Source organism: Citrobacter sp. VF227 (assembly GCF_052950715.1).
This window is the reverse complement of sequence record NZ_JBRFVF010000001.1, coordinates 873,659-888,828: the sequence shown is the minus strand read 5'-3', so window position 1 is coordinate 888,828 and position 15,170 is coordinate 873,659. Positions and strand designations below refer to the sequence as shown.

Annotated in this window: 12 protein-coding genes; 8 read left to right on the top strand and 4 right to left on the bottom strand. The window is 34.1% G+C overall.

The annotated features are described in order from the left end of the window. Window positions 1-316: 316 nt before the first annotated feature. Window positions 317-937 (bottom strand): LysE family translocator, encoded by a 621-nt coding sequence (locus tag ACU8YC_RS04430; protein WP_446895037.1) that lies wholly within the window; start codon window positions 935-937, stop codon window positions 317-319. After that, a complete protein-coding gene (locus ACU8YC_RS04425; RefSeq protein ID WP_446895036.1) occupies window positions 934-1,833 on the bottom strand; it encodes a hypothetical protein in 900 nt (299 codons plus the stop codon). The genes ACU8YC_RS04430 and ACU8YC_RS04425 overlap by 4 nt, the downstream gene beginning before the upstream one ends. 431 nt (window positions 1,834-2,264) lie before the next feature. Between ACU8YC_RS04425 and ACU8YC_RS04420 the strand changes: the two genes are divergently transcribed. Continuing rightward, entirely contained in the window at window positions 2,265-2,519 is a 255-nt protein-coding gene (locus ACU8YC_RS04420) for a hypothetical protein (RefSeq protein ID WP_446895035.1), read from the top strand. A 39-nt stretch (window positions 2,520-2,558) separates the two neighbouring features. Here the strand turns inward: ACU8YC_RS04420 and ACU8YC_RS04415 are convergent, their stop codons facing one another. Next, entirely contained in the window at window positions 2,559-3,143 is a 585-nt protein-coding gene (locus tag ACU8YC_RS04415) for a YkgJ family cysteine cluster protein (RefSeq protein WP_446895034.1), read from the bottom strand. Window positions 3,144-3,587: 444 nt separating this feature from the next. On the opposite strand from ACU8YC_RS04415, the gene ACU8YC_RS04410 reads away from it, so the two are divergent. After that, window positions 3,588-3,770: a hypothetical protein gene (locus ACU8YC_RS04410; protein ID WP_446895163.1), complete on the top strand. Its 183-nt coding sequence runs from the start codon at window positions 3,588-3,590 to the stop codon at window positions 3,768-3,770. Then, entirely contained in the window at window positions 3,733-4,020 is a 288-nt protein-coding gene (locus ACU8YC_RS04405; protein ID WP_446895162.1) for a conjugal transfer protein TraD, read from the top strand. The genes ACU8YC_RS04410 and ACU8YC_RS04405 overlap by 38 nt, the downstream gene beginning before the upstream one ends. Before the next feature lie 675 nt (window positions 4,021-4,695). Here ACU8YC_RS04405 and ACU8YC_RS04400 read toward each other — a convergent pair. Next, window positions 4,696-6,942 (bottom strand): EAL domain-containing protein, encoded by a 2,247-nt coding sequence (locus tag ACU8YC_RS04400; protein WP_446895033.1) that lies wholly within the window; start codon window positions 6,940-6,942, stop codon window positions 4,696-4,698. A 386-nt stretch (window positions 6,943-7,328) separates the two neighbouring features. On the opposite strand from ACU8YC_RS04400, the gene pilV reads away from it, so the two are divergent. From pilV to ACU8YC_RS04375, 5 genes are all read left to right on the top strand, one after another. Next, a complete protein-coding gene (pilV, locus tag ACU8YC_RS04395; RefSeq protein ID WP_446895032.1) occupies window positions 7,329-8,870 on the top strand; it encodes a shufflon system plasmid conjugative transfer pilus tip adhesin PilV in 1,542 nt (513 codons plus the stop codon). Between the two features lie 406 nt (window positions 8,871-9,276). Beyond that, entirely contained in the window at window positions 9,277-11,868 is a 2,592-nt protein-coding gene (locus ACU8YC_RS04390) for an ATP-binding protein (RefSeq protein WP_446895031.1), read from the top strand. Between the two features lie 5 nt (window positions 11,869-11,873). Continuing rightward, window positions 11,874-12,539 (top strand): hypothetical protein, encoded by a 666-nt coding sequence (locus ACU8YC_RS04385; RefSeq protein ID WP_446895030.1) that lies wholly within the window; start codon window positions 11,874-11,876, stop codon window positions 12,537-12,539. After that, window positions 12,532-13,107, top strand: coding sequence for an HNH endonuclease signature motif containing protein (locus ACU8YC_RS04380; RefSeq protein ID WP_232709725.1), 576 nt, complete (start codon window positions 12,532-12,534; stop codon window positions 13,105-13,107). The genes ACU8YC_RS04385 and ACU8YC_RS04380 overlap by 8 nt, the downstream gene beginning before the upstream one ends. Before the next feature lie 4 nt (window positions 13,108-13,111). Further along, a complete protein-coding gene (locus ACU8YC_RS04375) occupies window positions 13,112-14,962 on the top strand; it encodes an HsdM family class I SAM-dependent methyltransferase (protein ID WP_446895029.1) in 1,851 nt (616 codons plus the stop codon). Window positions 14,963-15,170: the final 208 nt, after the last annotated feature.

Here is a 15,170-nt window from a genome sequence, read left to right as displayed (position 1 = left end):
TGAGAATATTCACTTCAACGAAGTGTCTGACTGCCCCGTATATGGGGAGTAGTTTACAGCCTGATGGGCTGATTGAGTTGCCCCAATGTGGGGATATGTATTCTCTCCAATGGAGAGTTCCCTTTTAGGGAAAATGAAAGGGCCTTCTGGCTCTTTCATTTTTGTACCTACTGTTTAAAGCTTTATTAAAATAGTAGAGTACATATATCCTGCAGGACTAATTATCTGCTCTTTGAGAGAGCTAAAATCAGTATTGCCACAAATTATTTTAGCATTCGATTTGCGTTCCGTTTTATGAAAAAAAATCTAAAAGCAATTAAATTATTTCTTTGCCGATAAAAACCATTCCAGTTATTAATAAAAATATTGAACTGGTTAGCGACATTACCGTGATGAACCTGTCACCGATGAGTTTTTTAGCACTTGCAGCTATTCCTAAAAAACACATGTCAGAAAAAAGTGAAACCAACAAAAATGCGCAACTAAGGATTAAGAACTGAACACCATAAATAACACCTGTATTGGTGTCAATAAATGATGGGATGAAGCTGGAGAAGTAAATCAGCGCTTTAGGATTAATTATAGGCACAAGAAATGCCGGGAATAAGCCTATTGTTTTATCATATTGAGTCTTAAATATACTATTTTTTTGGGTGGAATAAGTGAAAAATCCTTTAGCACCTAAGAATACAAGATATAAGCCCCCGGTGATTTTTAACACGATAAATAAAACTGCTGAAAAGTGTAGAATAGTGGTTATAAGGAATGCGATTAGTAGAGATACAGACTCGCCACCACGAAAAGCAAAGCTAATGGGCAACGTTTTTTTGAATCCAGCATTGAAATAGTTCGTCAGCAATAAGCTAACCGCAGGCCCTATGGATAAAGTCTGTGTTAATGTGATTAAGCTAAATGTAAGTAAGGTATGATAAGTCATAGATAAACAGGGAGGTCTTGGTAAACGTATTCAAAAGGGATACACTCTTTGCCGAGTAGTTTCAAAAAACATTCAAACTTTTCTTTTGATGAAGAAGCGACAACAGAATAAAAATTTCCTGAATTCCAGTAAATGGCCTTGTAGGTAAAATAATTGTCTAACGCCTTTTGCATTTCCGCTAGCGTAACTTCATTATCAGCCATTTTGTTCAAAATAACTTCACGTTTAATGTTCAATTGATTGTCATTGAAAAAACGACGCTTATAAGATTTATCCTTTTGCTCTTCTCGGGCTTCATATTCTTCTCTATTTTCGCACCGAAATTTTTCGGTAAGGACAAATAAACCGTCTTTTTTTAATAAACGTTTCACAAAACCTATTTGGGAGTCTCTATCAGGTGAATACATTTGGAATGTTGTGTCTTCAATGATGATATCAAACCCACCTGAAAAAATTTCATACTCTTTATTTTTTAAGTAATTAGGTAGTTCAAAGAATGGTGTGCATATGAAATAAGCATTAGATAAGGTGCCATTCTCATAGAAAGTTTTCTCGTTTGCCGCTGTAGGACTTGTTGTCAGGGTGTTTATCTTGCCATTTGATAGCTGGGATATGGTCCGCGCCATTGCACCTTCTGCCATACCTAAACAGTATACATTTAGAGGGGCAGGGTATCGCTTGGCGATATTTAAAACAGTTGTTCCTAATCTACATTCTTCCTCAAGACTATATGGAATACTTGCAAAATAATGTTTAACAAATGAACCACTATTACGCAACAGTAGTTTGCTAAATTCAGTCTGGGAAGTGCTCGTAAACATCCGAGTATCTGCTGTAATATCCCGGCATGGAACATTGTTTTCACCGGTTGCCGTTTGTTTGAAAAATTCAGCCATAGAAGTGATTCGTGGTGCTGATCTACAAGTTTTTATGAATTTATCCATTGGAGAATCTCGTCAATAACCATATGGTTGATATAGTTATTACAAGAAATTTTGATGCTTTGAAACTGAATAATTTTCATGTTGAAGAGTTCGATATAGAACTTTGTTCTTGTGACTAACAGAACGTTGGGTCTCTTTAGTTAGGATGCTGGGCGTTTAAACTACTCGTTAGGTAGATCTGATTCTACCCATGTAATATGGGCACAATCCTAAGCGAAGTATCTGGGTTTCAAATTATTCTGGCTGCGGGGATATCAGCTAAAATAGCTACTGATGGCTATCATATAGTATTGTTAGATTTTATTTTAATAGCTAACGTATATAAATTTGACTATACAAGCGATAATGATATAACAAATAAACATTAACAAATGGAGAGTAAGATGATAGTGAAAAAAGTAGAGTTAGATGAAATAGGGTATAATAATATAAATGTAGCCATTAGGTTTTTAAACTTAATAATGAGTAAAGAATTTATAAAACTTCAGAATGAAGATGACTTCTCATCAGGGTTTTCTGGTATGGAGATCAAAAAACTAATGACTACATATATCTTAGGGTTTGCTCAAAATGAGCAGGAAAAGAATAAACATATTAATATGATTTGTAAGGTAATTGATGAAAAATCGAACCTATAGTCGACTATAGGTATTACTTCAACATGATACCTATAATTATTAAAACCATTCGCGGATGTCAGCTGAATAACCATGACTAGCGGTGATTAGCATATCAAGAAGATCAGTTAATCTCTCATTTGATGTTGTCATGAATATCAAATGGTCAACTTCCAGTGTTTCACAATAATCATAATGGTCTAGAGAATGAAAGTTTCTACAATGGAGAGGTCTGACTTTGTAAATTGAACAGCTTGCAGAAGATTTATTCAAAAAAGGGCAGTAATCATATTTATCCAGTGCTGGTTTTATTTCAAATATTTCTTTTACTTTCTTGCCTGTATATTCTCCGATTAATATTGCTTCAACTGCTGTTACGGATACTGGGATTTTGCAGCAATGGGCACAACCTTGTTGGCAGACTGAGTATGTGGGAATCCCTTCTTGTATGCGAATCTCATCTGAAAGATCAAGTAAAAGCTGCGTTCTTTCACTGTTTTTTTTGCTCGATGTGAATTTTTCAACCAATTCATTAAACACGTTGATATCATAATCTATTGGCCCTGTCATTTTAGAACCAACCAACGCGGGATTATAACGTTTGAGTCTGGATTTTATTAAATCGCTATCATCGGTAATTTTCATTTATAGAAATCCTTTAATTAAAGACTGAATATTAAACATGATAAAGTTAGAATAATTAATGATGATTGTGAGATGAATCTTGTTAAGGTCTAATTCTATTTAAGTTAATTTATAAAACTGTGATTCATATTCCACTATTCAAAAAGAATGAGAGAATTTGCCATTTTATCTGATATAGGTTAAATAAAATAAAACGTAAAAGGAGATTGTATGAGACTTGGAACGCTAGATGAAGTTGCATTAACTTTACTGGGAGTTAATGCAATAATGTGGGGTATAAACATTGGGTTAATGAGTTTGTGGATTATAAAATAAAATCGAAATACCTATTGTTATTGTTCAAAAATATGTTAAGGAGTAATTGATCGCAATAAAGGAGGTGTTATGTATAAAAATAATGACGAAGCTATCGACTGGGAAGTTTAAAGACTTCTCGATGAAGGTATCTATACTGATACAGAACAAGCCTATTTAGCAGCAGAAAAAATAGTGAGCCAGATTAGGGAGCAAGCAGAGCAACACCAGATTAAGCAACAGTTTAAATTTCGTATTAAGTCAATTAAGAAACAACTGAGCAGTGGTTATGATTATGCTGATATCCCTTATTCCAAAAGAAATAAATATTAGGGAGAAAAGTTATGACAGTAAAAACATCAAACAACAAATTGCTTCAGCTAAGGAACGTTTATACTTCTTGGAAGCTAAAACGAAACAACAAACTAAAAAAGAGAATGCCCGCCAGAAGATTATTTTCGGCGTGGAGGTTGCCAAAGTATTAGGATGTGATATTAGTGAGGTAGATAAGGCTGTGGTCTTTGGGATTTTGCTTGAACTCCCTAAACTTGATGAAGGTGATATTCAATTATGTCGCGTATAGGGGCAAGCCTATATCGATACTGTTATAAACAGGTCAACGCAGTAAATTTCTTTTTACGTCTAAACGGTGAACCGACCTGAGATTTGTTTTAGGTTGGTAAGCTGTTGAGCCAGATAACTTAGTTCCTGTCTTCTTTATCTCACGCATGGCATATATTCATTGAGTGTGAGATGGTTCAATTTGTTATATTAGCTAAAATTTCGTTCTCAGGACGGTTATTTTTCAATGAAATATTAATTTTTTCTTAAAGGATAATGAACAAATCACTAGCTGCTATTGAGTCTATTTTTCCATTGGTGTATGAAATACCACAATGAAAATGAATTTGGGAGCTATTCCATGTGAACACATAAGAATTCACAATTTTATAAAGTGAAGTAAGCCTTATTTTATTTGAACATGTTAATTTAACAAGCAGTCCATATCCGGTTAGTGAATATATTTTTTCATTTATTCTAACAAATGGTTTTAAATGATTGGATAATTTGCTATTAAATTCAGCGCGAATTAACAATTCATCAGGATAGTCTAACGTTGTAAAATCAGGTGAGTGTATCAGACAAATTGTTTCGTGATTATCTATTTGCATCTTAATATTTTCGTTATAATAGAGGAGTAGGTACCTACAGTTAAGATTGTTAGCACCCTTTAAAGGATGCTAACAAGAAAGTAATATTATAACTTCGCAACATCTACAGGTACTGGTTTTCCTATATAGTAACCTTGCAGCCAGTCAACACCCATACCTGTAAGCATATTAGCTATTTCTTTGTTCTCTACAAATTCAGCTACAATTTCCATATTTTTTAGTTTCGCTATATCACAAAATGATTTAACTGCATGATGGCTAAATGGATCTGTAATAATGTTCTTTATAAAAGAACCATCAATCTTTAATATGTCAGCATTCAGGTTTCGTAATCGTTCATAACTAGATGAACCTGTACCAAAGTCATCAATAGCGATTTTACTGCCAATGTCACGTAATCCTTTTAATGTATAAGATACATTCTCATCGTCCATTATTTCAGATTCGATCACTTCAAAAATTATTCGATTTGGTGAAATACTATATTTTTTAAAAATTAATAAAACATTATCCAAAAAACTTAGCTGAACTAACGATTCAGGTGTAAGGTTTATGGAGAAAGAACAATTAGGATCCGTCCCTTCACGGGATTTCATAAATTGAAATGTTTGCTCTATAACTGTTAGGTCTAGTGCAGGAAGTAAACCAGCATTTCGGGCTAGAGGTATAAAAGTATCTGGAAAAATTAATTTGTTATCTGCTGTTTTTAAACGGGTTAGAATCTCATGGTAGTGAGTCTTCCCATCTATAGATATAATAGGTTGTGCAGTTAGTATAGTAGCCACAATAGGCTGTGCCACTAATAAAAATGTTTTATTATCTATCGCTTGTTGTAGGGTATTCCGTATGGTGCCCGGTTTAATGATATTATCCCCCGGAACCACTATGTCTGATTTATCGATATCTATTTCAATCGGCTTACCATTCGACAACGATACAAGGCTGTTAATATTCAATAGTTTTATTGCTTCAGGATAATTATAAATTATTTCATCATCAGTAGTATATGCGAGACCACAGTTGATCCCCAAGGACACACATTCCCATTTGAATCGATAATTGTTAATGATTTTATAAAGCCCAATGATATTTATTTTTTTATTTAGCCGAATGACGATACCTTGTCCGGGAGTGTAATATATTTGGTTCTCACTTTTACAACTCAAGTGTTGTATTATATTAAGGCTTAATTCTTTTACATATTTGAATCGGAAATCAGGACCATAAATTTTTTCTAATTCATTAAGTTCAGTGGCTCTAACCATGCACAGTAATTTTGTTGTGCGCTCTTTCAAGTCTTGGATGAGTGCATAATAATTTTGTAAGCCAGTATTCGGTTCGGAACGAGAAAGCCTTGCAAGTTGTCTGATATTATTTCGTTGGCGTTCAGCCAAAACACCTATAACAACAATCATTAATGAGTAAATTAGCATTATTGTCGAAGATGTAATTAAACTATGAAGGTTGTCATCAGTTATAGATAGATTCTTGAGTGGGATATAGCCATCAACAAAGTTACTTAATATTGTAAGTGTGACTACCCAAAAGCTGCTAATTAAAGCATGACTAATATAAAGCGCTCCCCAGACAAATACTGGCAACAACCATAATAATGAGTAATCACTAAATATTAAAGTGTTTTGCTTTTGATAAATTAATAGACTTGCAATTACAATAATTGATAATGCCCAAATGATCTGATATGAGGCTATTGATCCGCTTTTTATACTTACCTTAATTTTATGTATATATAATATTCCCCATTTTGGTTTATGGCAAAATCTGAGTAAAACATAACAAAATGGAATGCCTGTTATACATGAGTTCATCATCCATTGTAGGCTTATCAACTTAACTGACGTGAACGTTTCTGTGGCTAATGCAGGAGTAAACTGACTTTCCAGAATGTGGTTAAACAGTAAGAAAAGAACTGCGTTACAGCAAACAAGCCAGATAATACGTTTTGGTGTTAATTTGCTACGACCAAAGCTAACTGAACTTCGCTTACCGGTATTCAAACTGTAAAGTAGCTGACTAATTATGGAGCACAGCAACTGTGATGTCAGTAGCAGTGTTGATTGCATTGGTTCAAATAAAAGGGAATAAAGAAAAAGAACGGCAAGTATAGGAAGTGCTTTAATTCTGTATAACACGAGTAAAGCTGAAATTAATGGTAGGGTCAGATCGTATAATTGTATTGATGTGCCTGCGAACTCTATCTTGCCTGCCAGTATAGTGGCTAAAAAAAACAAGAAAAAAAATACTACTCCGGGAATTAATGGGATCTTCATACTTTTGAGTAAGGCGAGAATTGTTTCTTTAAATGTGAACATGATTACTTGTCATCATTAATGTTGTTTGTTATTACGGTGTTTTGTGTATGTTGCTCTTTTGTTTCATCTCATAAAGATACGGCTCTTTATAAGAAGAAAAGCAATAAAGACCTTAGTTGTGACAAGCACTTTTCAGAAATCAGTCTGCTTATTTGCATTGTAATATCGATCGATATTACCGATCAATTAAATTCGATCAATAGTCAAAATCGATAACACTTCACTAAAACGATCGATATAAACTATCACTCTTTAGTTTTGTATCTCATGTGTTTTATGTGTGTGATTATTATGTTTAATTGTTTCTTTTTTAATTCCTTAATGTATTGATCATTTTTTTATTTTTGTTAATTAGTAATTATTATAAATATAACGGGTGAACATAAATGAAAAATAAACGTGGGTTTTCTCTGTTAGAGCTAATTTTGGCTCTTGGTGTCGGTTCAGTTATGGCTTTCATGAAGTTTCAGGATATGAAAAGTGAGCATGAAGAACTGCTTGCTAATGCTGTTGGTCAACAAATGAAGCAAATAGGGGAGGCGGTCAATGACTACATCAGTATCCGATATGACAAGCTGTCTATGCTAACGTCGAGCAGTAGTCAGTCAAGCGATCCGGGACCAAGGACATGTTCTGCAAATGGTTGTGAAATAACTTACCAGACGCTGATTAATGAAGGCTTGTTACCGTCCACATACTCCGGCATGAACATGCAAAAATCATCCTATAAGATATTGTTGAAGCGTTCAGGGACTTCACCAAACTACGTTATCAATGGCCTGTTAACAACAACGGTCCCTTGGATAGAAGGCAATAAGACAAGATACGATCTCTTGGGCAAAGCTATGCAGGCAGCAGGTATTGACAGTGGCATGACTCAATCTGCAACGTCAGCTTCCGGCTACAATGGACTATGGTCAGAAAAGTCCTCTGATTTCCCGTCTATCAATAGCTCAGGCTTGTTGGCCTACCGTGTAGGATACGATTCTTCAATGTATTCAGTTTATCTGCGTCGCGACGGAACACTTCCGATGACGGGTGATCTCAACATGGGAGGGAAAAGCATTAATAATGCTCTTAACATCAATGCATCAGGTCTTGTTTCTGCGAACTCATTAAAAACAACGGGTACTGTTTCAGTTGGCTCAGACCTGTCAGTATCGGGTAATACGCAAGTTATTGGAAATCTTAATTCTAACAACACGGTATCTGGCAATACGGTCACTTCCAGAGGGGAAACGAATACGCAAAACTGGTTCAGAACGTTAGGGGATGGTGGTATCTATTTTCAGAAATATGGTGGTGGTTGGTATATGGCTGATACCGCCACAATTACCGCATACGGTGGTAAAAACATCTCCACACAGGCTGGTGTCTACGGAGCTTCTATTCATTCAAGCGGGAACATAGAGGCTGTTGGTAAGATTTCTGGCGGTAATGTTGTTTCGAGTGGAAGAACGACAACTGGTGAATTTCTACAAATAAATGGGCAGGCTCAAACCGGCGGGGGATGTTCGCCTAATGGACTTCAGGGAAGAACATCAGAAGGGGCGATTTTGTCCTGTGTTAACGGAGTTTGGACAGGTGCAGTTGTTAATGGACGTTATATTTCAGCGGGAACACATAATGGCTCTTATTCAGGCTCAAATAATACAGGCAAATCATTCAAACTTTATGTGTTTGGTGGTAATCCACCTCCATCAAAAATTTCTTCTGGCAATGCCGACAACTGCGTGAATACCTACGCCTTAACAGGAATGGTCAACGGGGTTATGGTTGCTAATGCGGTCAGTGGTAATTCTGAGTGGAATAAAAGTGGTAGCATTGTATTTGATGTACCAGCAGGAGCATCGTGGTCTATTGTATCTAATGGAATGCGTGGATATGGGTGTGGTCCCGGAAATTTTAGTGTCGTTAGCTATCAATGATCATGATTGATTAGATGATCCTAGTTTTTTGTAATCTCTTGGAGAAAATTATATCCAAAAAAATAGATTGAAATAGAAAAGAATTAAGGCTTAGGAGCTTGGTTTAGGCCTCAAGATAATTTTTACAGTAGATTGAATTTATTTAAGGTGAATCACTTCATGACATCTTTCTCAAATCACTAATTATTATCGATAGAATGTCATTTTGATCGTTTCACAGCGTGTACAACATTATATAATGGTGATAGATTCTCAATAGGATACACTATATACATCGAGCTTCTGCGGTCCTGATGGAAGTTTTCCCTCTGGCCTGACGTAAGCAAATGCGGTAGCAAAAAATTACTTATTCCATTTTGTTATAAAAAAAATTCTAATATAACCATTCTGTACAGGAAGAAGTGTTATGACAGGTATAAAAAAAATACCTTTTAAAGTGTCTGCACGTACAGCGCGTCTGATTGGTAGAGAAAATATAGCGACTGCTAAAGGTGCTATCATTGAGCTTGTTAAAAATGGGTATGATGCCGACAGTCCTATAAGTATAGTATTCTTCGATAACTATTATTCTAACTTGCAAAATGAAATTTCAGAAAATTTCTTCGAAGAACTACAAGTTAAAGGCATTGATAAAGATCTCCTTTCAGATGTTTATGAGCATGATTCAGAGCGTTATAAACTAAAAAATACACTTGATGATAATCTTATCAAGAAATTAAAGCATCGGCTATCTCAGTTAGCTTCACTATATATTATTGATGCAGGGGAAGGGATGACCCAAGATATTATCCGAGATAATTGGATGACTATCGGTACTGATAATAAAGCCCATAACTTTTTTACTAAAACGGGTAGGGTTAAAGCTGGAGCCAAAGGAATTGGACGATTTGCTTTGGATAAGCTTGGGAGTAAAGCAGAAATGCTTACTTTCTTTAATCCAGAGAATCACGAAATTGATGTTGATGAAGATAATATACCCACCTCATATATTGGTTATCGATGGGAGGTTAACTGGGAGGATTTTGAAGGGGAGTTTAAAACAATTGAGAAGGTCGGTGCACAGCTAACCGGTATACAAAATTCTTCATTATCTGGTTATTTAGAAAATATTCTACCATCATATATCTTTAGCAAAATACCTGATATTACTACCTTTAAATACGGAACTATACTTAAAATAACTGATCTCAGAGATTATTGGGAAAACTATTATGTAGAACAAGTTTACTCTGATTTAGAAGTTCTTGTGCCTCCAAGAGAGTCTAACGAGTTCTCAATTTATCTTTATAGTTCTCTTACACCAGATAGCTATGGTGAGGTTTTAGGTTCACTTTGTGATGATTTTGATTATAAAATCATTGCAAAAGCTGATGACAAGCAAAATGTATCAATAAAAGTCATCAGGAATGAATATGATGTGGCTTCAATTCCTATCGAGTTCTTTTCACGGGATGCCATGCAAAAAGAACCATATACAAGGGCTGATTTTTTAAAAGGAGCTTGGAAAACAACAAAGACATTTTCTCAGCTTTTACCGGGTTATAAAGAGGTTGATCGTGATCGTACATTTAATGATATAGGATTATTTGAGTTCACGTTCTACTATATGAAGAAAACTTACACTACACCTGATGCCGAACGTTTTTTCTATAAATCAATTTCTGCTAACGCACGAAAAGATTGGCTCCAGAAGTTTGGTGGAATAAAACTATTTCGGGATAACTTCCGGGTTCGTCCTTACGGTGAAATAAAAGATGTTGCATTTGATTGGTTAGGATTAGGTAATAGGAAAGCAGCAAGCCCTGCTGGGGTCGCTAAAAAAGATGGCCGTTATAGAGTTGAACCGGAAAACGTCGCAGGTGCAATTAAGATCTCTCGCTTAACGAACGTAAATTTTGAAGATAAATCTAGCCGAGAAGGTTTACAAGAAAATAAGACCTTTCAAATTTTTAAAGAATTAATTGCGGCTATTATCAATATATTTGAGTCTGACCGTTCTTACATTGCTCGTGAAATGAGTGATTATGACGATGTGAGATTTTCTGATATTAGATCCAGACAAGAAGCCGAGCAGATAGCGAAAAGGATTTTAGAACAAAGCAGAGAGAAAAAAATATTATCACTGAATTCTAAAACAACAAATACAAACTCAGCTTCCAACACTACAGATGATTTAAAAGATAAACAGCTTGCCATAATAGCAGAATTAAATGAGAAAAAAGATGAAGAAATTGAGAGGCTAAAGGAGGAGCAAAAAGTTTTACGAGGTCTAGCAAGCAGCGGCATTGTTTTAGCTTCGTTTAGCCACGATCTTAGCAAACTGAATAGTAGGTTAGAATCTCGACTAGAAAAACTAAAAAAACTCATATCTGAACGTATAAATGAAAATGATTATAAAGATATGGAAAACAGGAAAAATCCATTTTATCTAATGCAAAACATGAGGGAACAAGATGTTAAGCTTAAATCATGGCTTGCATTCTCACTTGGCGCAGCCAGAAAAGATAAAAGAAAAAGAAAACAACTATTTTTGAAGAAATATTTTTCAGATTTCAAAGTTGATTGGTCTTCTGTATTAAATGATAGAGGGGTGGACCTCGATATTAGCAATATTGAAGATTTAGATATGAGAGTATTTGAAATTGATTTTGATAGCATCTTTAATAACTTACTCGTTAACACAATTGATGCGTTTAATTCCTCTGGTAATGACCAGAGGTTTATCACTATTGCTGTATCAAGCACACCAAAAGAAATAGTAATAGATTATTCTGACAATGGTCCGGGTTTATCAAAAGATATTGATAAACCTGAAAAAATCTTCGAGCCGTTATTTACCACTAAGCGAAATCCTCATTCTGGAGAAGAGGAAGGGACAGGATTAGGAATGTGGCTAGTTAAATCAATTGTTGAAGAGAATGACGGAAATACTAAATTGCTTTATCCAGAGCAAGGATTCAGTATTCGTATAACTTTCCCTGTTAAATATAAAAGATAAAAGCCATGTATAGAATATTATTTATTGACGAAGAAACTGATGCAATAGATGAGTTTAAGGATTATGCTGATGAAACAACAACATCTAAACAAATTCAAATTCTCGATGAGTTTCCTCTGCCAAGTTTGGATGAAATGATTGAAGCCATTATAAAGATAAATCCTGATGCAGTGATTACAGATTTTATGTTAAATGAAAAGAAAACTTCAATCAAATATGGTGTTGAGTATAATGGCATTGAGTTGGTTAAAAAATTCACTTCGATTAGAGATCATTTTCCATGCTTTGTCATGACGTCTTTCGATGACGATGCAGTTAAAGAAAGCGATGATGTAAATATAGTATACATAAAAGACATATTGCACTCTGAAAAAAATAGTAATGTAAAAGCAAGCTTTCTTGAAAAAGTAGTCAGTCAAATAACTCATTATCGTGCGAGAATTGATCATTCTGAAAAAGAATTAAAACAGCTCATTGAACTTCGGAAATTGGGGAAGGCGACAATAGTCGATGAAAATAGAATTATTGAATTAGATCATTTTTTAGAACAATCAGTTGATAGGCAAAGCTCTGTTCCCAAAGAATTCAAGGAACTATCTAATACACAGCGATTACAAGAAATTTTATCAAAAGTTGACAATTTACTTTCTAAAATAGAGAAAAATGACTAATAAATTTAGAATAAAATCTCCAGTTAGAACTTGTGTTAAATCTTATCAAGTTTACGGAAGATATAAATCATTTTTAGCGAAAGATTTTTCCAACAGATGTGGTTATACCGATTGCCCTGATTTTTGGTTTGGGGGCAGTGGCAATTTTCATATTGATCATTTCATTCCGTGGAAAAAACATCCCTCAAAACCTAATCTTAAAACAGACTACAGTAATCTGGTATACTGCTGTTCTTATGTAAATATACTTAAGTCAGATGACGAAACTGCATACCTCGATCCCTGCAATGTCGATTATAATGACCATTTTAGCCGTGATACTCTCGGAAATATCAAACCAAACAAGTCATCGGCCCAAGCTATGTATATGTATGATAGATTGAAACTCTATCTCAAGCGTTATCAAGTCATATGGATGTTAGAAAATATTTTTATTAAAATGGAGTTAATTAAAAATGCTCTTGATAGTTCTCCTGAAGGGCAACAGAAAGATGAGCTTAAATGCGTAATGTCAGATCTAGCCTGTCTTATGCTTGAGTATAAAAAATATCTTTCCGAAAACCAATAATCTGATGAAAAATAAACTTATTGCTTATCTAAAAAAAAATAATATTACTGAACCTAAACAAGTAGACAGGTTGTTAATCTCATCCTTTATCCTTATTAACAGAATAAAAGTAAACAAAAATCTTCTTGTATTAGAACATTTTATTACACCTACTGGCTCTAATGAATATAGTCTATTATCTGAATTACTATTAATAATTGAGCACGGATTTGAAAAATTTGGATTTGAAGAATTAATAAAGTTATTTGAATTCGTTATCTCTCCTTCCGATAGGGTTATAAATGGCGCGATTTATACGCCATGTTATATTCGGGATTACATTGCTAGAACTTCTTTGAATTACTATAAAGTAAACAATACTATTACCATAGCCGATATATCTTGCGGATGTGGAGGGTTCCTTTTTACTGCTTGTAATATCTTAAAAGAAAAAACCAAAAAAACATATAATTCTATATTCAAAGATCACATTTATGGCATTGATATTCAGAGCTATTCTGTTAATCGTACTAAACTTCTGCTCACATTGCTTGCATTAAGTAATGGTGAAGATGAGGTAGAATTTACTTTCAATATTCACATTGGTGATTCTTTATCATTCAAATGGAATACAGTCACCCCCCTTTTTAAAGGCTTCGATGTCATTTTAGGAAATCCCCCTTATGTATGTTCTCGAAATTTATCTCCTGAGACAAAAGGATTATTAGAAAATTGGTCTGTATGTTCTTCAGGTCATCCTGATTTGTATATCCCTTTTTTCCAGATTGGTATTGAGAACTTATCAACCCATGGTATTCTCAGTTATATAACAATGAATAGTTTTTTTAAGAGTCTAAACGGCAGAGCCTTAAGGAGATATTTCCATGACAACAATATACTCCTTAAAATCCTTGATTTTGGTTCTGAGCAAATATTTAGTTCTAAAAATACTTATACATGCTTATGTTTTATAAATAAAGTTGATTCTGGTCATATTGAATACTCTCATATAGATAGCTCATTATTAGATTCAAAAACAATAAGTTTTGAGAGAGTTGATTATGCTGCTTTAAATCATCAAAAAGGTTGGAATCTACAAAACAATGATATAATGCAAAGTATCGAATCTACTGGCAAGCCATTTGGCGAAGTATTTAAAACACGGCATGGCATAGCCACTTTAAAAAACAATATTTATATATTCAAGCCTGTTCATCAGGATAGTAAATATTATTACATCGAACAAAATGGAATGACATTTAAGATTGAAAAAGATATTTGTAGAGATATAATTAACTCAAATAAATTAAGTAGCAATTACTCTCTTGATGAACTTGTTGAAAAAATAATATTCCCTTATACAAATGAGATAAACCCAAAAATAATCGCGGAAAGAACATTTAGAAAATTATACCCATTTACGTACAAATACCTTTTGGCTAATAAAATTAATTTAAGTACAAGGGACAAAGGTAATAAAACATATCCATCTTGGTATGCTTATGGACGCACACAATCGTTACAACCGATTAAAAATAAACTCTTCCTGCCAAAAATTACAAATTCATCTCCATATAGTATTATATCTTCAGATGAAAATTTAATGTTTTATAATGGGATAGCTATAGTAGGGCATTCATACAAGGAGTTATTGTTCATTCAAAAAATAATCGGCTCGCGATTGTTTTGGTATTATATATCGAAAACAAGCAAACCCTATTCTTCTAATTATTTCTCACTTAATGGAAATTATATTAATAATTTCGGTATTTATCCATTTTCTGAAAATGAGATTGACTATATTATATCTGAAAGCGATCAGGTCAAGCTTGATGATTTTATCGAGAGCAAGTATGATATTAATATACCAAAATAAATTCTTTAATGCGACTTCTAATATCTCAGGCCATTTCGCGGCTTGAGATGTTTTAATTCTCGCTATATCTATAAGATAGTATTGAGATGATGGGGGGGGGCTTCTTCTCATCTCAAATTAATAAGAGCTATTCACGTTTTTGTTTAATCACCGCTACAAGGAATGTTTTTATTTAGCCTTTTAATATGAAGTTAACTAAGCGGCTAAT

Excerpts from the sequence above, each read along its gene's own strand:
- ACU8YC_RS04430 (WP_446895037.1), bottom strand. The coding sequence starts at position 937 with ATGACTTATCATACCTTACTTACATTTAGCTTAATCACATTAACACAG.
- ACU8YC_RS04425 (WP_446895036.1), bottom strand. The coding sequence starts at position 1,833 with ATGGCTGAATTTTTCAAACAAACGGCAACCGGTGAAAACAATGTTCCA.
- ACU8YC_RS04420 (WP_446895035.1), top strand. The coding sequence starts at position 2,265 with ATGATAGTGAAAAAAGTAGAGTTAGATGAAATAGGGTATAATAATATA.
- ACU8YC_RS04415 (WP_446895034.1), bottom strand. The coding sequence starts at position 3,143 with ATGAAAATTACCGATGATAGCGATTTAATAAAATCCAGACTCAAACGT.
- ACU8YC_RS04405 (WP_446895162.1), top strand. The coding sequence starts at position 3,733 with ATGCTGATATCCCTTATTCCAAAAGAAATAAATATTAGGGAGAAAAGT.
- ACU8YC_RS04400 (WP_446895033.1), bottom strand. The coding sequence starts at position 6,942 with ATGTTCACATTTAAAGAAACAATTCTCGCCTTACTCAAAAGTATGAAG.
- pilV (WP_446895032.1), top strand. The coding sequence starts at position 7,329 with ATGAAAAATAAACGTGGGTTTTCTCTGTTAGAGCTAATTTTGGCTCTT.
- ACU8YC_RS04390 (WP_446895031.1), top strand. The coding sequence starts at position 9,277 with ATGACAGGTATAAAAAAAATACCTTTTAAAGTGTCTGCACGTACAGCG.
- ACU8YC_RS04385 (WP_446895030.1), top strand. The coding sequence starts at position 11,874 with ATGTATAGAATATTATTTATTGACGAAGAAACTGATGCAATAGATGAG.
- ACU8YC_RS04380 (WP_232709725.1), top strand. The coding sequence starts at position 12,532 with ATGACTAATAAATTTAGAATAAAATCTCCAGTTAGAACTTGTGTTAAA.
- ACU8YC_RS04375 (WP_446895029.1), top strand. The coding sequence starts at position 13,112 with ATGAAAAATAAACTTATTGCTTATCTAAAAAAAAATAATATTACTGAA.